Genomic DNA, 18,583 nt, shown 5'->3' with positions numbered 1-18,583 from the left:
GTGCATGCCGATATGATGTGTATAGTTAGAGTGAAACATCGCTCTCCTCCATGGCACGTGATCGCAGGCCCGCCTATCTAATTCTTTTCGAAGATTAATTCGCAAATGACGTTGCTAGGACGCCTGTTCGCGTAACTAGAAAGCAATGACAGCTCAGGATTCAAAGCGGCGCATTGCGCTGATCACCGGCGTTACCGGGCAGGATGGCGCGTATCTCGCCGAATATCTGCTCGGCCTCGGTTATACCGTGCACGGGATCAAACGCCGGTCGTCCTCGTTCAACACCGCGCGCGTCGACCATCTTTACCAGGACCCGCACGCCGGCAACGTGCCGTTCCTGATGCACTACGGCGACATGACCGATTCGACCAATCTGATCCGGCTGGTGCAGCAGATCCGGCCGTCCGAGATCTACAATTTGGCCGCCCAGAGCCACGTCCAGGTCAGCTTCGAGAGCCCCGAATATACCGCGAATGCCGACGCCATCGGCGTGCTGCGGCTGCTGGAGGCGATCCGCATCCTCGGCATGGAGAAGGAGACCCGGTTCTACCAGGCCTCGACCTCGGAGCTGTACGGGCTGGTGCAGGAGGTGCCGCAGAAGGAGACGACGCCGTTCTATCCACGCTCGCCCTATGGTGTCGCCAAGCTCTACGGCTACTGGATCACGGTGAACTACCGAGAGGCCTATGGCATGTTCGCCAGCAACGGCATCCTGTTCAACCATGAGAGCCCGATCCGCGGCGAGACCTTCGTGACGCGCAAGATTACCCGCGCCGTTGCCCGCATCGAGGCCGGCCTCGAGAACAAGCTCTATCTCGGCAATCTCGACGCCAAGCGCGACTGGGGCCACGCCCGCGACTATGTCGAGGGCATGCACAGGATCCTGCAGGTGGACGAGCCCGGCGACTTCGTGCTCGCGACCGGCGAGACGCGGTCGGTCCGCGAGTTCGTCGAGCTGGCGTTTGCCGAGGTCGGCCGCAGCATCGAATGGCGCGGCAAGGGCGTCGAGGAGGTCGGTGTCGACAAGGCGTCCGGCAACACCCTGGTGCAGATCGATCCGACCTATTTCCGCCCGACCGAGGTCGATCTCCTGATCGGCGACGCCAGCAAGGCGCGCGCCAAGCTCGGCTGGGCGCCGAAGACGCCGTTCGCGCAGCTGGTGAAGGAAATGGTCGAAAGCGATCTCGTCGAGGCCAGGCAGGACGCGGCCAATGGCAAGCACGGCGTTTGAGCTGAAGGGCAAGACGGTCTTCGTTGCCGGCCATCGCGGCATGGTCGGCTCGGCGCTGATGCGCCGGCTGGCGCGCGAGCAGGCCGATCTCCTGACGGTGTCGCGCGGCGAGGTCGATTTGCGCGACCAAACCGCGGTCAACGCCTGGTTTGCCGCGAAGCGGCCGCAGGCCGTGTTCCTCGCCGCCGCCAAGGTCGGCGGCATCGTCGCCAACAACACGTTGCGAGCCGAATTCCTCTACGACAATCTGGCGATCTCGAGCAACGTGATCCAGGCGGCGCACGCCAATGGCTGCGAGAAGCTGATGTTCTTCGGCTCGTCGTGCATCTATCCGCGCCTCGCGCCGCAGCCGCTGCGCGAGGATTCGATGCTGACCGGCGCGCTGGAGCCGACCAACGAGCCCTATGCCATCGCCAAGATCGCCGGCATCAAGATGGCCGAAGCCTATCGCAGCCAGTACGGCGCCGATTTCATCAGCGTGATGCCCACCAACCTCTACGGTCCCGACGACAATTATCATCCCGAATACAGCCACGTCGTCGCCGCGCTGATCCGCCGCTTCCACGAGGCCAAGGTCTCGGGTGCGACCAGCGTCGTGGTGTGGGGCACCGGCACGCCGCGCCGTGAGTTCCTCTATGTCGACGACCTCGCCGACGCCTGCATCCATCTGATGAAGACCTATTCCTCGCCGGACCTGGTCAATATCGGCACCGGCGAGGACATCACCATCGCCGAATTCGCCCTCGTGGTCGCGGCGGTCGTCGGCTATCGGGGCGAGATCAGCTTCGACACCTCGCGCCCCGACGGCACGCCGCGCAAGCTGCTCGACGTCAGCCGGCTCGCCAAGCTCGGCTGGCGCGCCACGACCTCGCTCGAAGATGGTATCGACCTCGCCTACCGGGCGTATCTCGATGAGAAACAGAGATACCGCCAAAGTCGATTTGCTCGTCCCGACCAAAATAGCTACGTCGCTCGCAGCGAGATTGAATTGGCAAAATCCCGCGCCATCAAAAAATAGCGCAGCAAAGGCGCTGCGAATCCGCCGCCGAACATAATCGTCTCACGACTGCAATGGCGCACTTGGAGTTCGTCGCCGTCCAGGACGCATACAGCCGAGCGTTGAGCATTTGCCACAACGAGTGCCGAGATGATGATTCGAAAACGCCATCATCGTACGATTGCTGGGATTACGAGAGCCCACGTTGCGACGCGCATAGCACCTTCAAATCAACGCTTCGGCTGCTTCGCGAATGCCCGTGTAAATGTCGTCGAGATCTGATGCCGTAATGCAGTAGGGCGGCATCACGTAGATGGTGTTACCAAGCGGGCGCAGCAGGAGATTTCGCGCCTTGAAGAAGGCCTGAAGCTTCGGCCCGATGGTCGCGAGATAGCCCGCATCCCCCACCTTCAGATCGAGCGCTGTGATGGTCCCGGTGCGGCGGACATTTGCAAAACGCGGATCTGTGCGGAACGGCTCAATCGCCTGCTCCTGCATAGCGGCGACAGATGCCAGGCGATCACGAGATGCGCTATCTTGCCAAAGATCCAGGTTGGCCTTTGCCGCAGCGCAGGCCACCGGATTCGCAGCATATGAACTCGAGTGAAAGAAGGTACGCGTGCGATCTTTCGAATAGTGCGCGTCAAAAATATCGCCGCGGCAAAGTGTCACCGCGAGGGGAAGCGCACCTCCCGTGATTCCCTTCGAATAGCAGACGATATCTGGCGTGATGTTGGCCTGCTCGCAGGCGAATAAAGATCCAGTGCGGCCCCAACCGGTCATGACCTCATCGGCGATGAAGAGAACGTCAGATGCTTCGCAGATCCGTTTCATCTCCTTGAGCACCCAGGCGGGGTACATCAGCATCCCGCCCGCCCCCAATACGAGAGGCTCGACGATAAAGGCTGCTGGAGTTTCGTTTCGACATACCGACTCGAGTGCATCGAGAGTCGCCTGTTCACGACCACTTGCTGGGAACGGAACCGAGGTCACGTCGAACAGCAGGGGCCCGTAGGCCACGTTGAATAGGCCGCGGGCACCAACCGACATCGCCCCAACCGTGTCGCCGTGATAGGAATGTTGCATCACGACAATGCGTATGCGCTGCTTGCCGATATTATGCCAATAGCCGAGCGCCATTTTTAAGGCGACTTCCACACTGCCCGAACCAGCGTCGGAGAAGAAGACATGGTCGAGACCACGCGGCACGAGTTTCAACAGCAGCGCCGCAACCTCCTCGGCCGGATCATGGGAATATCCGGCAAAGATGATCTGGTTGAGTTTGCCAGCTTGCTCCTGAATTGCTCTGACGATGTGTGGATGGCAATGGCCATGGGTTACGACCCACCAGGAGGAGATTGCATCTACGATGGGGCGTCCATCTGACGTGTAGAGATAAGCTCCATCACCGCGCACGATCTTGATCAATTCGTCTTGAAGCGCGTGTTGCGTGAACGGATGCCAGATCGGCGACCTCTTCTTTAGCGCCATGGCTTGAAATCATCTCGACGGAATGATGCGTTGAACGCGGCCTGCAGCGTGTCTGACGACAGAGGAGCAATCCAGGGCAAACGCCCTAACCAACGGACCCGGCCCATCTCGCAAATTGCCCTCACAGCTTCCGGGTTCTTTTCACCAACGAAAGCTATTCCGAGAATGTCGATGTGACGCTTTCGGAGAGCCTCTATTGAGAGCAGCGACTGGTTAATCGTTCCCAACGCAGTGCTCGCGCAAAGCACGATTGGAAGCCGCCATCGCTCAAAGATGTCGATATAAAGCGTGCTGCCACTCAGCGGTACCATCAGCCCGCCGGCCCCCTCGATCACAAGCTGCCGCTCCCCGGTATCGGGCACATTGAGCGAATCCGCGTCGATGCGAACTTCGTCGATTTCGGCGGAATGATGGGGCGAAGTGGGAGTTCGCAGGCGATAAAGCTCCGGCACGATGCGATCGGATGTGAGACTGCCGAGCCTTGCGACGAGCTCGGTATCGGTCTCTCCCTCGAGGCCCGCTTGAATCGGTTTCCAATAGCTCGCGCCGAGGAGATTGGTGAGCCCCGCGCAGAAAATCGTCGTTCCAATTCCGGCATCCGTGCCAGTCACCACGATCTGCTGCAGCCTCATCGAGCTTCACCTCATATCTCCTCGAACAGAACGTCGAGCATGGACGTCATCCTCGACGACATTGAGCGTCATTGAAATTCGCACACTGGCCGCGCCACCACAATCTAACGTTGAATACATGGCTCGCGGCGGATCATTTCGTCAATCGCACCAGTCGTTTGACAGATCGCGCTCGCCGTAGGCGTGCCATCACTGTACGGATCGGACCGGCCTGCTCGCGCGCTCGAAAGGTGTGCCCTAATTGTCTCAGAAAAGTCCGATACGTACTTGAGGCGGCTCGCGAGTCACCTATCGAAAGGAGGTTAAATGAACCGGCCCGGAAAATGTTCAGCTCGACGCTTTATGACTTTGCAGGTCAAAGCGTCCGGCCAAGACAATGCCACCTCCGCAAATCGGCTCTCGCACGAGCGGCCCCATCGCGTGGTCGTCACAATGCCAAAATGAAGCGGTGAGACCGACCTGTCGTGCCGGCCTCGATGCGCACGCGCAATCACATAGGCGACAAACCGCGCTCGGGTTCGATGTTGAGGATTCCGACGCGTTCGTTGATCATCCTGCCGTGTTCCAGCAGCAGTCGCATCTTTCTCCACTTTGTGCCGTCCAGCGTGACGCGTGATTACTCGCAAGCCTCGACGGACGGCAGCTTGCAAATTCTTCCATTGTGTTCGCGATCGCGCGCTGTAGCAGGCTGGCCATCGTGGAGTGTTCAGGATCACCACCTGAGCCTGCAAGCGCTGCGAGTGCGCAACGTTGACCAAGCCTGTCACCTGCTCGCGCGCCACATTCAGAGGATTGGACGCCTGGCAATTCCCGTGCCCCGGTCAAGATGAAGGTTCTTGCGAGCTTCTGACGCAAGCTCCAGCTGCCGGACGAGGTCAAACCCGGTTCTGTCGTAAGGCGGCGACGCCAGCATTGTGCTGAGCTTGATCCCGAGCTAAGGATGCAGCTGGGTTGCAGCGTCATCTTTTCGGTCACCATGATCCGTCACATCGTGTTCTTCACGGCCAAGAATAGGGCCGATATCGACCAAATCATCGAAGGCCTATCGGTTCTCACTACAGTTCCGCATGCGCGCCGACTTGAAATTGCGCGTAACCGCAAGGGCGATCAGCTCGGCAACGATATCGATGTCATTGTCTATGGTGAGTTCGACAGCGAGAGAGATCTCGCAGCGTACAAAACGCACAGTCTGTATCTGGAAGCGATCCGGCGCGTACGACCACTCAGGGAACTGCGCTTTGCCGCCGATTACGAACTATCAACAGATGTGCATTTCGCTGGAACGGGAGGGTTACGCCAAATTGCTCGGCGCAGCCGACAGGCTGACACGGGCTAATTTGATGTCAGAGGTTTGGTCCGCTTCGGACGAAACCTGACCTTTCTCGGGACGATCGGTTCGAAACCCAAAGCTTGCCAGCCGTCGGTGATCAATAGCACTATGGACGTCCGCGAATTGCAGTGGATCGAGCCTATCAAGGCACTGCGATGGCTTGCCCAGCGGCCACACCTTGCCTTTCTTGATAGCGCGGCGCGGCATGAGGCACTTGGGCGTTATTCATATCTGGCCTGCGAACCGTTCAGCACCTATTTGGTCACCGATGGACAGGCAAGTTGGAACGGAGAGACACTTAAGGGCGATCCATGGGGAGTGCTTCGCAGCCTTCTCGCCAGATACCGAGAAGAGCATCGCCCCGATCTGCCGCCCTTCCAGGGAGGCGCGGCCGGCTTTTTTGGCTACGATCTGAACAGGACATTGGAGCGATCGCCGGCGCCGGAAAATCCCGGCCAGCGTTTGCCCCAATCGATTCTGCATTTCTACGACGTGGTCGTCAGCTTCGACCATCACCACAACAGGTGCTGGATCGTCTCCACCGGATGGCCGGAGCAAGAACCCGCTCGACGAGCCCAGCGCGCGCGTCGTCGCGCCGACGAGTTTGCGGCACTGCTTGCCCGGCCAAAGTCTCCGCGAATTATATTCCCTGGCACGGCGGGCGCATGGCATTCGAACTTCAGCCGTGAAGGCTACGTTGCGGCGGTCAAGCGCGTCGTCGAGTTGATTCTAGCCGGGGACGCATTCCAGGCGAACATTGCGCAACGCTTCAATGCCAGGGTGTCGCCCCTGTTCGACCCGCTCACCTTTTACTGCCAGCTGCGGTCATTGAACCCAGCGCCCTTTGCAGCCCTCCTGCGCTATGGCGAGCTGACCATTGCGTCGAGCTCCCCGGAACGATTCTTGAAATTTGAAGGACGACAGGTCGAAACGCGCCCCATCAAGGGCACGATCGCGCGTTCCGCCGACTCGAAAGAAGATCAGCGCCGAGCTGAAATCCTGCTTGCATCCGAAAAAGACCGTGCCGAGAACATTATGATCGTCGACCTCCTGCGCAACGATCTGTCGCGCGTTTGCACTGCGGATTCGGTCGAGGTTCCAGCGCTGTGCGACCTCGAGTCCTACGCTTCAGTGCATCATCTCGTCTCGATCGTGAGGGGCGAACTTGCCGCAGGCGAGGACGCGGTTAGTCTGCTTCGTGCCTGTTTTCCGGGCGGCTCGGTGACCGGGGCTCCCAAGGTACAGGCGATGAACATCATCGCGGACATCGAGCAGGTAGCGCGAGAGGTCTATTGCGGGGCGATCGGCTTCATCGGCTTCAATGGGCACATGGATACAAACATCGCGATCCGCACTGTGACGATCGATAATGATCTGGCTGTGTTTCATGCAGGTGGCGGGATAACGGCGATGTCGGATCCAGAGGCCGAATACGAGGAGACGCTCGCCAAGGCACAGCGAATCTTTGAGGCCTTTCAGACCACAACACCCGGTGCAATTTGATTGTCATCATCGACAATTACGATTCGTTCGTCTTCAACATTGCCCGCTATTTCCGTAAGCTCGGTGAAGCGACGGAGGTAATCCGGAACGATGCGCTCAGCCTTACCGACATTGTCGCCCTCAGGCCGTGCGCAGTGGTCATTTCGCCCGGTCCCTGCACGCCAATGGAGGCTGGGATATCGACCGCCGTGGTACGCGAACTTTCAGGTCGAGTCCCAATTCTCGGCATTTGCCTTGGACACCAATGTATAGGCAGCGTCTTCGGCGGACGCGTGGTGCGCGCTCGTCGTCCGATGCATGGTCAGTCCTCCAGCGTAACGCATGACGGCCGCGGGCTGTTCAGCGAACTCCCGTCCCCACTTTGCGTCGGTCGCTACCATTCGCTTGTTGTTGAGCTGGATGAAGCATCCAAGCAACATCTCGAGGTAACGGCGCGCTCCGACGAAACCGAGATCATGGCCCTCGCCCATCGATATCAGCCAACCTATGGCGTACAGTTTCATCCCGAATCGATACTGACCCAATATGGGTCCATGCTGCTGATGAGCTTCTTGCAAATTGCAACCGCCTTCGCGAGCAGGAGTATCGACACCCACGAACCGATGGCAACAACTCTTTTGAGGGGCGCATCTGAGCCGCGACCCAGGATATGATCTCGCGCACTGCAGCCGCTGGTTCAATTTGGCTGGCTGGGTGAAGTTCTGCTCGCCGACCTCGGTGACTTGACCGTTCTAGATCAGCAATCGAGCGCCCCCGGGTGGCGGCAGCAATTCGTGGCGCGGGCGGACAGGAAGGGCAATCCGTGGCTGCTGCGCTTGGAGTGACAGCATCATTGATTGGCCAGATGGGCCTCAGCTGCCCCGGTGGGGTCGAGCTCGTCGGCGTTCTTGGCGTGATCGGCACTCGCGTCGGCGCGGTGATCGGACGCGATCGCGACATAAACCGCCGGCAGCACGAAGAGCGTGAACAGCGTGCCGATCGACATGCCCGCGACGAGCACGAGTCCGATCGAGAAGCGGCTCGCGGCGCCCGCCCCCGTAGCGGTCAACAAGGGTAAGAGGCCCATCACCATCGCCGCCGTGGTCATCAAGATTGGACGGAGTCGGACGCGCGCCGCCATCTCGATGGCCGAGCGGCGATCGAGTCTCTCCATGAGCTGCAGCTCATTAGCGAACTCGACCATCAGGATACCGTGCTTGGCAATCAGCCCGACCAGTGTCAATAGTCCGACCTGGGTGTAAATGTTCATGGTTGCAGCACCAAAGAACAGCGGAATCAAGGCGCCAACGATTGCCATCGGTACGCTGATCATGATGATCAGGGGATCGCGCAGACTTTCGAACTGCGCCGCAAGCACCAGGAAAATGATGATGAGTGCAAATGCAAAGGTGATGGCGAGTTGATTGCCCTCCTGCACATATTGGCGGGCCTCGGCAAGGAAGTCGTGGCTGAAGCCTGCGGGTAGTTTCTTTGCCTCCCCGTCCAGGAAGTCCACAGCCTGACCGATCGTGACGCCGGGCATCGGTACAGCCTGGAATGTCGCGGAATTGAGCTGGTTGTAGTGGGTGAGCACGTTCGGATCAGTTGCTGTCTCGATGGAAACCACGGTTGACAGCGGGAGCATCGAGCCTGTCGCAGTCTTCAGAAAATAGCTGCCCAGTGATTCCGGCGTCAGGCGTTGCTCGCGCGCCACCTGCGGGATCACCTGGTAGGAGCGGCCCTGCAGATTGAAGCGATTGACGTAGTTCCCGCCAAGTAGGGTCGCGAGCGCACTACCGACGTTCTGCATGGTAATGCCAAGGTTGTTAGCCTTGGAGCGATCGACTTTGATTCGTACCACCGGCTGGTTGAATTCAAGGTCGGAGTCGCTGACCATGAACAGGCCGCTCATGCGCGTCGCATCCTTCAGCTTCGACATCTGTTCATAGACAGACTGGAAGCCACGCGTCGAGTTGATCACCATCTGCACTGGTAGGCCGCCCGAACCACCCGGAAGCGGCGGCAAGCTAAAGGCAAATGCGTTGATTCCTTCGATTTTGGACAACTCGGCCTGGACTAACGGCTTTAGCGCGATCGATGAGCGCTTGCGCTCGTCCCAAGGCTTGAGCAGCATGCCCGCCATGCCGCCTTGCGGACCGCTAACGCCGTTCAGAACGAAGCGCAGATCGGTCTCGGGAAATTTTTGGAACGCGTTGTCAACCTTCGTGCCGTAGTAGTCCAAGTAGTCGATATTGGCGTATTTCGGCGCCTTGGATATTGCGAATACGATGCCTTGGTCCTCCTCAGGTGCAAGTTCCTTGGAAACATGCGTATAGAGAAAGCCGACGAGGCCGAGCATGGTCAGCGCAAATAGCCCGGTAATCGGGCGATAGTCGAGCGAGCGGTCAAGCTTGCGGCCGTACCAGCGTGTCATGGCGCCGAACAAGCGGTTCACAAATGCTGCAAAGCGCCCCTCCTCAGCACTCTTCAGGAAGACCGAGCACATCATCGGCGACAGCGTCAGCGCGATCACGCCAGACACGATCACCGAACCCGCTAGCGTAAGCGCGAATTCGCGGAACAGCGCACCGGTGAGGCCGCCGAGAAAGCCGATGGGCGCGTACACGGCGGCCAGCGTAATCGTCATGGAGACAACGGGGCCGACAATCTCGCGCGCGCCCTTCGTAGCGGCCTGCATGGGCGGCGCGCCTTTTTCCAGATGGCGATGAATGTTTTCCACCACGACGATCGCGTCGTCCACCACGAGACCGATCGCAAGCACCATCGCGAGGAGGGTCAGGAGATTGAATGAAAATCCGAGCGCCAACATCATGCTGCAGACGCCAATAAGCGACAGCGGAATTGTGACGACGGGGATGATCACCGACCGCAGCGAGGCCAGAAACAGGAAGATGACCAGCACCACGATCACGACGGCCTCAATGAGCGTGTTCCCCACCTCATCGATCGACGATTGAATGAACTTGGTGGAGTCGTAGGCCACTTTCATCTTCAGCGATGGCGGCAGATTGCGCTCCAGTTCGGGAAACAACGCTCGAACACCTCGCACGACGTTCAGCGGATTTCCTTGCGGGCTCGGCTGCACACCGATGAAGATCGCGTGCTCGCCATTCATGGCGACGCTGACGTCTGTGGTCTGCGCAGCAAGCTCGACCGTCGCAATGTCCTCCATGCGCACAAAGCCGCCGTCATTGGCTTTGACGATCATGCGATTGAAGTCCTCGACGCTCCGCAAATCAGTGTCAGCCGTGATATCGGAAAGGATGAAATAGCCCTTGGCCTGACCGGCCGCGGCCTGGAAGTTGTTGGCGACGATTGCAGCCGAAACCTCAGCTGGCGACACTCCGTGTCCCGCCATTCTTGCAGGATCGAGCCATAGCCGCATCGCAAAAGTCTGGCCGCCCAAGATGTCTGCCGCTGCGACACCATCTACGGTTGACATAATCGGCTGCACCACGCGCGAGAGATAGTCGGATATCGCGCTGGCCGTCAGTTCCTCGCTTGAGAAGGCGATATACATGACAGCGGTGGTCTGGCCGGTCGACTTCGTGACGACAGGATCGTTGGATTCCTTCGGGATCAGATATTTGACCGAGTTGACCTTAGAGAGCACTTCAGTGAGCGCCTCGTTGGAATCGAAATTGAGCTTGATGTAGACTTGGATCGTCGAGGTGCCGAGGACCGAGGAGGACGTAATGTAGTCGACGCCCTCGGCCGAAGCGACCGCCTGCTCCAGGGGGGTGGTGATGAACCCCTGGATCATGTCCGCGGAGGCGCCAGGATAAGACGTCGTGATAGTGACGACCGTATTCGACAGCTTGGGATACTGCCGGATTGGCAGAACGGCGGCCGCGCGAAGGCCAATCAGCAGGATCAGCAGACTGACGACGATGGACAACACCGGACGTTTGATGAAAAGCTCGGTAAATGCCATCGCGGCGCTCGCATTCAATAGACCGACGCAAATTCGCCAAGTCAGCGCCCTATCATCAATGCGGCGACTGCGGCTAAGGCCTTAGCGTGAGGAAAGCGGAATCGGTTGCTCTAAAGGCTCGTGTTCCTAAGCAACACATCACCCTCTACCGCGCGAGGATATTGGGCGACCACTTCGAATGAAGGCAGAAGCTTTAGCATGGCTTGAAGGGTCAACTGACCTTCGTAAAGCTCCTTGTCGCTGTATTCGGTATAGATAAAGCGCGTATTGTTTAGGGTCTGCCTGCCGCCAGCGAAGACATCAGCCTCCGCTCCTTGCACATCCATCCAGATCAAATCAATCTTGCTCAGATTGGCCTCGGCGCACCAGTCGTCCAGGCGTCGCGTTTCAACCGATATCGGGCTATCGAACCGAACCCAATCATACTCGGCAAGATGGTTCTTTGGTCGCCGTATCGATCCAGAGAGGGCCCAATCCTTTGCTTCGCCATCTCCGTTGCTTGGATGAAAGTCGACCCTGCCATTTTTGTCGCTGATCGCGATCTCGAATAGACGCACCTTCTCAAGATAGAGACCCATGTTTTTCTTAAAGCGAGCGATCGCCCGGGGATCCGGCTCGAAGCAGTACAGATGAGCCTCTGGGCAAAGCCGAAGAAAACGTGACGAGTCAGTTCCGTCGTAACTGCCAATGTCCAAGATTACGGGATCTGGCTTCTGAAGGAACGAAACGATACGCTGATGGACCTCCAACGCGGACGCGGGCTCACGTGTTTCCATTTAACTCCGTCCTCACCCCTCAATGGCGCGCAGCAAGATCCATCAAACGTATCAAGTCAGATTGCGGCTTTGTGCCGACCAACGACTACCCTCGAATGATCCAGCTTCGACATCGAAAGTACAAACAACCAGACGAGTGGCTCAATTCTACAGAGGTAAGCGGGCGATATAGAACGGGTTGCAAAACCTATACCAAGGTTTGTAGAAACGGAAGCCGGCATGAGCTTGAGTACAGCGTGATGCCAGCGTTCGGCCGCCAGGCGATCGCCGAGGCCTTGAACTTTGCTGATCGAGAGCTTCGTCGCTCGCGATCAAGGTCCTGCCGCACACGGAAATTCGGACAGTTTGAGAGACCGGAGTATGCTCAATCGGCCCGGGCGACAGCCTACCGAGAACGGATGTAACTGACAGGTCGATCAATTGATAATACGTACGATTCCGCTGCGTTGAAGAACGACACTATCTGCCTAAGGAGGGTGGTGGCGTCTCGTTGGTACGCGTCGGCAGTATCGGATACTCGATCTTAGGTAGCTGCCCGGTCAGCGAATTCAGAAACGCAACAATATCGTTCTCCTCTTTGTCGCTAAGCTTTTCACCGAGTTGGACCTCGCCCATAACGCCCACAGCCTCCTTGAGACTCCAAACCTGACCCGAATGGAAATATGGGGCTCGCAAAGCGACATTCCGTAAGGGCGCAACGCGGAACACGTATTCGTCGCTAGCGACCCTGGTAACTGCGAACCGCCCCTTATCGGCTGTAGGACGCAGTTTGGTATCCGGCTTCTCCATCACACCAAATGGAAAATAGCCCTGCCCACCAATATTAACCCCATTGTGGCAGGACGAGCACCCCTTTTCCATGAACAGCTTCAATCCAACCTTCTGCTGATCGTTGAGAGCGCTGCCATCGCCGTTGAGATACTGATCGAACGGTGCCGCCGGCGTAGTAAGAGTCGCTTCAAAAGCCTCGATCGCCTTGGCGACATTTTCGAAGGTGACCGGCGGCGTACTATCCGGGAAGGCCGTCTTGAACATAGCGACATACACGTTCATGGAGTTTAGCGTACTCATCACGTGATCCGGCGTTGCATTCATTTCTGCTGTCGCCTGCACCGGTCCCTTGGCTTGCTCCTTGAGGTCTGGCGCGCGTCCGTCCCAGAACTGCGCAACATTGAAAACCGCATTATAGACGGTCGGCGCGCGACGCGCGCCCTTTTTCCAGCCGTGACCGACCGAGGTCGGCCCAGCGTCTACGCCGCCGGTGCCAAGATTATGACACGTATTGCAGCTGATGATTCCGCTGGCCGAAAGGCGGGGATCAAAGAACAGCATCTTGCCGAGCTTGACTTTCTCGTCAGTGACAGGATTGTCGTTAACTGCTGGTGTAGCCGAGGGAATTGGCTTGAAAATTCGTCCTGCAGCCAGCATCACATCGTCATGCGCGATAGCATGAGGTGCGACCAGCAGCACAGCCGTAGCGACAGATAGTCTACGCATAATGTAAGGACCTCCAGCTCTCCGAGCTCATTCTACAAATTTCATTGGCCGGTCAGGCGGCAGCGACCGCACCTCCGTCAACGACAATGGACCTCTCGAGGGTGTCGCCCATCACATCCTGATCTCAGATTTCTCGCGACCGTTGGCGCGGGCTGCGAGATCGGAGCCAGCCTCTGCTCGTGGAAGGATCAACGGGCTGTCGGAGGTAAGCCAAGCCACCGACCATGTTTCTTGAGGCACGCACCCATCACTTCTTTCCTGCAACCGTTGCAGGAATTGAGCCAAGCCGAACAGGAGCATCGCTGCAGCGTTTCTCTGTCGGGCGTCGGCGCGCGACAACGTTTGGAGGCTTTACAACTCGGGGGCGTAAGCTTTCGCACAAATGCCGGGCTTGCTGCCGCGTCTATCTCGCAGCAGCTGCGCAATGTCTTCTCTTTATTCCGGATGGTCGCGCTTAACGACGTTCATATAGCTGGTCACTCTTGCCGATTATCGGAGCGAATGTTGCGAGCGCCGTGCGGCGGCACATCTTATGACCGGTTTCGCGCGGGTCGGTTGCTCTCGATGCAAGGCCGACAAAAGAGAAAAGGCGAGCACGACGAACGGAAGAGAACGCATAAGATCAGTTCACCGCGCTATAATCCTGCCGATAGCAATATCTCCCAAACGCCCTTCTGTTTCAGCGAGGAAAGCGCCCCAGCCGGCCAAGTTAAGATCCGAGTTGAAGCGCAAGCTTCTGTACAGAATGTACAAACAATACCTCATCGCCCGCCCGCGGAATTGTGCCCACTTCGCGGAAGTCTGGACGGAGTCGGCCAGGACAAGCCGCTACCGCCACATCGTGGGCGCCCCGGTCAACGCCGCTCGGCCAATTTGCCTGAGGACATTGACCGATGTCTCTCCCCGCGTGGCTGCTTCGAGGAGTTTACAGGCGACGTGAGTTCGGATGCCGATCTCGTGACGGGATACACCTTCACAAACCTCGTCCAGAACCGCACGCAATATGGCAGCCAATTCGGAGTCGACCATTTGAGTGCCCTCAATCTCATAACACTATCATCTGCCTGAGCATGGCGGGGATGGAATTGGTTGAGTGACCGCGCTCGCTGGAATTTTTTTCGATTGGGAGAGGAGTTCACTCTCGAAGAATTACCTTTGGCTGCCGTTCTGCAGAGGTCTTGGATTCCGCGCGGTTTGCGAACAGACAGGCAGCAGAAAATTTCCCTCTCGATGTCCTTTGCGATAATTCAATCTATGAGCCGGCAAAACGCCGGCTTCCGTAACCGAAACACACGCAACGAAGTACATCCTTGATCCCTCAACATCGGTCGTACCGAGCCATTCGTACACGTCTTCTCTGAAGGTTTCGTGGACCAATTGAGACTCACGCAAAAATGCGAGCTAATCGTTCGTAGGAGTCCGAGAAGCGGAATGCGGTGCGCGGCGATGGCGGAGCCGACCAAAATTGTCGGCGTCAATACCAATGAGCTCCGCCCGCGGCGTGAAACCGAGATCCCCGTGCGGAGGGCTTCGACCGAATATCAGTAGGTCCACGGCAGTCGACAAGCACTCATTCGTATTACTCTCGTCCGACTGATACCCCCATAAATGTCTTTGATACCTCATCGGATCACCGCAAGGTCCGCGCGTGGCAGGTAAGCTTGTAGGAAACGCGACTTGGCGGAGGAAAATGCAAACTTGCCGCGTTCTCGGCGGGTCCGGCGAGAACGACATCGTGCCTGCCGTGCTCGCGATCGAGCGCCCAGCGTTCCCGCAACCCGTGAGCGATACATTGCGACGCGTGCGGAGTGGAGACTGCTTGGTTTTCATGTTCGGCGAGGGACCTTCGGCGCGCTGTCTTCTCGACCTCGGCAACATCCTGATTGGCCACGATCATGGCATCGATCATTTCGCCCACTGGGGAGCAGAGAACGAAGAACCCCACGTGTTCAATTTTTATTGACTTGCTGACCGAACGCTATCCAACGCTCGTATCGCGTGCCTGAGATAGACGCCTCAGTTTCGTGAAGCCACGATCAGTGGCCATAAAACGCCCGAGCATCGGCGCAATCAGTTTAAGTGGATCAATCGCCTGACCGGTCTCACGCGCTAGCGCTTCCGCGTATGCGAGAAGATCGCGATGAACCGCCGCGGGCAGTTCGGCAGTTACTCTGACTGGCCTGTCACTGGGAATTTCCGAGATTCTAAGCTTTGGCACGGCATCATCCTTTGTATGGTTCGAGCTGAAGATCGCGGTTGACAATCACCCGAACCGGAAAACCTGGACGGATGGTCAATGTCGGCTGGATGTTGAGACTGCGCCGAACGACTTGCTGGCCAGTTTGGTTCAACGAATCGCCTGCACCGTGCCGCAACGCCTGGATAATTGCGCTGTCGTTGCTGTTCGTGTCGGAGCCGGAGCCAAGCTCTGTTCCGACAGCAAGCAAAGTCGATAGGGCGGCTGCCTTAAACAACTCGCCCCAATGATTGTCGACTTGGTCTTCCAGACCTGCATAACCTGCGTTGTCCGCACCAGGCTGTCGCTCAAGTACGATCGAGCGACCGTTGGGCATGATCAGACGGGTCCAAACCAGCAGCACGCGGGACTGGCCGAAGGCGACCTGGCTGTCATAGATACCGATCAAGCGGGCCCCCTGGGGTACAAGCAAGAACCGTCCGGTGGGAGTATCGTAGAGATTCTCCGTCACCTGCGCCGTGACCTGACCTGGAAGGTCCGATCTGATTCCTGTGATCAGGGCACCGGGAATCACAGTGCCAGCCTGCAAGAGATACGGCGAAGCTGGCTTAGTGATGCGGTCAGGACTCACTGTGCGGCGATCTACGGATGCGTTCACGAAGGCGAGTTTCGTATCTTGACCGTTCTGCGCAGATCCGTCGCCGCTGGTGCTCGTTGAGCTCGGTGCCAGGACACGGTCGCTTCCCGGAGCGGTAGCTGAGGTCGGCCGCATTTCTCTCCCGCTGCTCGAAGCGAACAAATGGCTGATACGGGCTGCTTCGGTCTCCTGGTCCCGGCGCTGTTGGTCAGGATCACCGCCGATCGTCGGCGACGGGCCCTGAGCCGCGAGGATCGGTCGACCGAGGTCCCCAGGAAGCGGCGGACCAAGCTGCGGTATCGGTTGATGTGGAACGCCGGTGTAGTCCTTCGGCAGCGTGGTAATGCCGTCGGCAACGTTGTGATGGTCGGTGCTGTAGAGCTCATCGGCCGCTTGGTTTCGAGGACGATTGTTCTGCAGCGACCACAAGACGGCTCCGCCGATAACGAGCAATGCAACAGCACTCCCTCCCGCCAGGACTTTACGGGATAACCGCGTCACACGCGGACGCTCTGCCCTCAACCGAAAGCTGCTGGATTGCTGGTCTTGTGTCTGCGGCGGAGTGGCTCGTTCGTGTTCGTTTCCATTTGAGGTATTCATGACGACGGCCTCCCGTCAGTCCTGACAATTCTGACCTTCTGCGGATGCTCGCCGCCGAGCCGGAGTTCGGCGGCTGCAAACAGCCGGTCGACAATCAACACGTTGCCGTAGGCGCGATAATTGACGAGTTCGGTCTTGCCGTCAGGTCCGATGACGAACAGCGGTGGCATCTCACCCTGCACGATCCCCTGCGGGAATTCGACATAGACCTTGCGGCCATCGTCATATGCAGCGACCGGTCGCCAGGGCGGGCTGTCCCCTTCAATCGCGTAGCGGGCGATGCGGTGCGCCTGATCCGGAAGAACGGGTCTCAGGGCAACTGAACGCGATCGTTCGCGCACGGTTTCCGGATAGTACCAGGCGACGGATGGCATGTATGGTCGTTCGCGAGAGCGAAGCTCTATCAGGTAGGTGCGCCGGTCGGTATTGATGACAAGATTGGTTTCGATCGATGCGCGGGTCGGCTTGACCAGGATATGGACCCGCCGCGTGTCGCCACTCCCGCTCTCAGTATCGCCCACGACCCAGCGGACGGTGTCACCAGCCGCGATCGGTCCGGATCCCGTCAACTGCTCTCCTTCCTCGAGCGCAATATCCGTGATCTGCCCCGGTGCAGCGTAAATCTGATAAAGCGCCCCGGGACTGTAAGCGTAGATTTGCGCTGCATTGAAATACCCCCGCTTGCGCGGTTCGACTCGGGCCGCGCTGTTCGCCGCCTCAACCCGGCTCACAGGTTCGGGGTCTTCTTTTCCTCCCGACTTGCCGCCGAGCGCCGGCTTCCAGAGCGGTGGAACGTGAAGCGGTCGCGATGTGTCGTCGAGAGGCGCTGAAGGCGTCGGCAACGAAGGGACTTCGGCGTCATAACTGATCTGCGGCGGAATGTAGGTCGCACACCCACCGAGCGCCGATGAACAAAGCAGAAGAGCGGCCAGAATTGCTCGCTTCGAAGTCACGAACGCGGACCTAGGAAAATTTAGCCTGCTGTGCGAGATAGCAAGTTTCGAATGAGTGTCAGACGGCGTCTTGGTCACTGACCCAACTCCTTTGACCAGTTGATGGCGCGGACGTAGATGCCAAGGGGATTCTTGCGTAGGCGTTCGGCGTCGCGCGGCGTCTCGATCACGATGGTGAGAATCGCAGTCCAGCGCTCGGTCGAACTCAACGCGCCGTTATCGTAGCTGCGTTGCGTCCACGCGACCCGAAAGCTTTCAGAAGACGCGCGAATGACGCTGGAGACGTCCACGGAGATCTGCGCCTTGCCCAACCTGGCAAAGGGGTCATTGTTGCGCGCATAGTCATTGAGCGCGGCGGCGCCGCGATCGGTCGTAAAATCGTACGCCCTAAGCCAGTTTTGGCGCAGAACAATACCGTCGGAGGGCAGGCCTCTGACATCCTCGATAAAGCGCGCGAGGTGGTAGGCGATCTGCGCGTCGGTCGGCTGATAGTCGATGTTGGCGGGCGCAACCCTCTGGGCCTGACCGAGATGATCGACTTCAACCACCCAAGGCGTGATCGATCCTCGGCTGGAATGCCAGACGAGGCCCCCGGCAAGGCCGGCGGACAGCATCAAGCAGCCGAACGCCATCAAGCGCCAGTTTTTGGCCTGCACGCGGGCAGACCCAATGCGTTCGTCCCAAACCTGCGCAGCCTTTTGGTAAGGCGTAATCGGTACGGGCATGCGCCCGTAGTGAACGGATGGTCGTTTGAACATTGATAACTGCCCCCTGAGATCAAATGATTGGTTTCGAGTTGTGCGGT

15 protein-coding genes and 1 pseudogene are annotated in these 18,583 nt (G+C 58.4%); 7 read left to right on the top strand and 9 right to left on the bottom strand.

Going from position 1 to position 18,583, the window contains the following annotated elements; translation table 11 throughout:
• Positions 1 to 145 precede the first annotated feature (145 nt).
• Both gmd and fcl read left to right on the top strand, forming a co-directional pair.
• On the top strand, positions 146 to 1,231 hold the full coding sequence (gmd, locus tag AS156_RS11460; RefSeq protein ID WP_066503776.1) for a GDP-mannose 4,6-dehydratase: 1,086 nt from the start codon (positions 146 to 148) through the stop codon (positions 1,229 to 1,231).
• Positions 1,212 to 2,249, top strand: coding sequence for a GDP-L-fucose synthase (gene fcl, locus AS156_RS11455; protein WP_136626142.1), 1,038 nt, complete (start codon positions 1,212 to 1,214; stop codon positions 2,247 to 2,249). The genes gmd and fcl overlap by 20 nt, the downstream gene beginning before the upstream one ends.
• Positions 2,250 to 2,453: 204 nt before the next feature.
• Here the strand turns inward: fcl and AS156_RS11450 are convergent, their stop codons facing one another.
• Together AS156_RS11450 and bioD are read right to left on the bottom strand one after the other, a co-directional pair.
• Positions 2,454 to 3,719, bottom strand: a complete 1,266-nt coding sequence (locus AS156_RS11450; protein ID WP_066503774.1) for an adenosylmethionine--8-amino-7-oxononanoate transaminase — start codon at positions 3,717 to 3,719, stop codon at positions 2,454 to 2,456.
• On the bottom strand, positions 3,710 to 4,351 hold the full coding sequence (gene bioD / locus AS156_RS11445; RefSeq protein WP_066503773.1) for a dethiobiotin synthase: 642 nt from the start codon (positions 4,349 to 4,351) through the stop codon (positions 3,710 to 3,712). The genes AS156_RS11450 and bioD overlap by 10 nt, the downstream gene beginning before the upstream one ends.
• Positions 4,352 to 4,967: 616 nt before the next feature.
• Here bioD and AS156_RS45955 point away from each other — a divergent pair.
• From AS156_RS45955 to AS156_RS40490, 4 genes and pseudogenes are all read left to right on the top strand, one after another.
• Positions 4,968 to 5,181 (top strand): annotated as a pseudogene (locus AS156_RS45955) (GntR family transcriptional regulator); the annotation flags it as partial.
• Positions 5,182 to 5,327: 146 nt separating this feature from the next.
• Positions 5,328 to 5,687 carry a Dabb family protein gene (locus AS156_RS11440; protein ID WP_066504119.1) on the top strand — a complete coding sequence of 120 codons (360 nt, stop codon included), beginning with the start codon at positions 5,328 to 5,330 and terminating at the stop codon, positions 5,685 to 5,687.
• Positions 5,688 to 5,789: 102 nt separating this feature from the next.
• Complete coding sequence (gene pabB / locus AS156_RS11435; protein ID WP_066503771.1) at positions 5,790 to 7,184, top strand: aminodeoxychorismate synthase component I; 1,395 nt, start codon at positions 5,790 to 5,792, stop codon at positions 7,182 to 7,184.
• Positions 7,181 to 7,837, top strand: coding sequence for an anthranilate synthase component II (locus AS156_RS40490; RefSeq protein WP_082747440.1), 657 nt, complete (start codon positions 7,181 to 7,183; stop codon positions 7,835 to 7,837). Before pabB ends, AS156_RS40490 begins: the two co-directional genes overlap by 4 nt.
• A 176-nt stretch (positions 7,838 to 8,013) precedes the next feature.
• Here AS156_RS40490 and AS156_RS11425 read toward each other — a convergent pair whose 3' ends face one another.
• The 3 genes from AS156_RS11425 to AS156_RS11415 form a co-directional block, all read right to left on the bottom strand.
• Complete coding sequence (locus tag AS156_RS11425) at positions 8,014 to 11,118, bottom strand: multidrug efflux RND transporter permease subunit (protein ID WP_066504118.1); 3,105 nt, start codon at positions 11,116 to 11,118, stop codon at positions 8,014 to 8,016.
• A 110-nt stretch (positions 11,119 to 11,228) separates the two neighbouring features.
• Complete coding sequence (locus AS156_RS11420) at positions 11,229 to 11,894, bottom strand: FkbM family methyltransferase (protein ID WP_066503769.1); 666 nt, start codon at positions 11,892 to 11,894, stop codon at positions 11,229 to 11,231.
• Between the two features lie 459 nt (positions 11,895 to 12,353).
• Positions 12,354 to 13,391, bottom strand: coding sequence for a cytochrome-c peroxidase (locus AS156_RS11415; RefSeq protein WP_066503765.1), 1,038 nt, complete (start codon positions 13,389 to 13,391; stop codon positions 12,354 to 12,356).
• Between the two features lie 1,735 nt (positions 13,392 to 15,126).
• Between AS156_RS11415 and AS156_RS41925 the strand changes: the two genes are divergently transcribed.
• On the top strand, positions 15,127 to 15,354 hold the full coding sequence (locus AS156_RS41925) for a hypothetical protein (RefSeq protein WP_136626141.1): 228 nt from the start codon (positions 15,127 to 15,129) through the stop codon (positions 15,352 to 15,354).
• A gap of 15 nt (positions 15,355 to 15,369) precedes the next feature.
• Here the strand turns inward: AS156_RS41925 and AS156_RS40485 are convergent, their stop codons facing one another.
• Genes AS156_RS40485 through trbF form a run of 4 tightly spaced genes read right to left on the bottom strand, consistent with a single transcriptional unit; the run spans position 15,370 to position 18,536 of the window.
• The gene (locus AS156_RS40485) at positions 15,370 to 15,609 is read right to left on the bottom strand and encodes a DUF2274 domain-containing protein (protein ID WP_082747439.1); all 240 of its coding nucleotides are present in this window, start codon (positions 15,607 to 15,609) and stop codon (positions 15,370 to 15,372) included.
• A gap of 4 nt (positions 15,610 to 15,613) precedes the next feature.
• Positions 15,614 to 16,825 carry a TraB/TrbI/VirB10 family type IV secretion system protein gene (locus AS156_RS11405; RefSeq protein WP_066503763.1) on the bottom strand — a complete coding sequence of 404 codons (1,212 nt, stop codon included), beginning with the start codon at positions 16,823 to 16,825 and terminating at the stop codon, positions 15,614 to 15,616.
• Entirely contained in the window at positions 16,822 to 17,856 is a 1,035-nt protein-coding gene (gene trbG / locus AS156_RS11400) for a P-type conjugative transfer protein TrbG (protein WP_082747438.1), read from the bottom strand. Before trbG ends, AS156_RS11405 begins: the two co-directional genes overlap by 4 nt.
• Positions 17,853 to 18,536 carry a conjugal transfer protein TrbF gene (gene trbF, locus AS156_RS11395; protein ID WP_066503761.1) on the bottom strand — a complete coding sequence of 228 codons (684 nt, stop codon included), beginning with the start codon at positions 18,534 to 18,536 and terminating at the stop codon, positions 17,853 to 17,855. The genes trbG and trbF overlap by 4 nt, the downstream gene beginning before the upstream one ends.
• Positions 18,537 to 18,583: the final 47 nt, after the last annotated feature.

It is taken from the genome of Bradyrhizobium macuxiense (genome assembly GCF_001542415.1).
Lineage (GTDB): Bacteria > Pseudomonadota > Alphaproteobacteria > Rhizobiales > Xanthobacteraceae > Bradyrhizobium > Bradyrhizobium macuxiense.
Note: the sequence above shows the minus strand (reverse complement) of the source record. Positions and strands in the feature narration are given on the sequence as shown.

What these genes read in the sequence shown, in the direction of transcription:
- pabB (WP_066503771.1), top strand. Translation starts at nt 5,790, where the DNA reads ATGGACGTCCGCGAATTGCAGTGGATCGAGCCTATCAAGGCACTGCGA.
- bioD (WP_066503773.1), bottom strand. Translation starts at nt 4,351, where the DNA reads ATGAGGCTGCAGCAGATCGTGGTGACTGGCACGGATGCCGGAATTGGA.
- trbF (WP_066503761.1), bottom strand. Translation starts at nt 18,536, where the DNA reads ATGTTCAAACGACCATCCGTTCACTACGGGCGCATGCCCGTACCGATT.
- fcl (WP_136626142.1), top strand. Translation starts at nt 1,212, where the DNA reads ATGGCAAGCACGGCGTTTGAGCTGAAGGGCAAGACGGTCTTCGTTGCC.
- gmd (WP_066503776.1), top strand. Translation starts at nt 146, where the DNA reads ATGACAGCTCAGGATTCAAAGCGGCGCATTGCGCTGATCACCGGCGTT.
- AS156_RS11420 (WP_066503769.1), bottom strand. Translation starts at nt 11,894, where the DNA reads ATGGAAACACGTGAGCCCGCGTCCGCGTTGGAGGTCCATCAGCGTATC.
- AS156_RS11405 (WP_066503763.1), bottom strand. Translation starts at nt 16,825, where the DNA reads ATGAATACCTCAAATGGAAACGAACACGAACGAGCCACTCCGCCGCAG.
- AS156_RS11450 (WP_066503774.1), bottom strand. Translation starts at nt 3,719, where the DNA reads ATGGCGCTAAAGAAGAGGTCGCCGATCTGGCATCCGTTCACGCAACAC.
- AS156_RS11425 (WP_066504118.1), bottom strand. Translation starts at nt 11,118, where the DNA reads ATGGCATTTACCGAGCTTTTCATCAAACGTCCGGTGTTGTCCATCGTC.
- AS156_RS11415 (WP_066503765.1), bottom strand. Translation starts at nt 13,391, where the DNA reads ATGCGTAGACTATCTGTCGCTACGGCTGTGCTGCTGGTCGCACCTCAT.
- AS156_RS11440 (WP_066504119.1), top strand. Translation starts at nt 5,328, where the DNA reads ATGATCCGTCACATCGTGTTCTTCACGGCCAAGAATAGGGCCGATATC.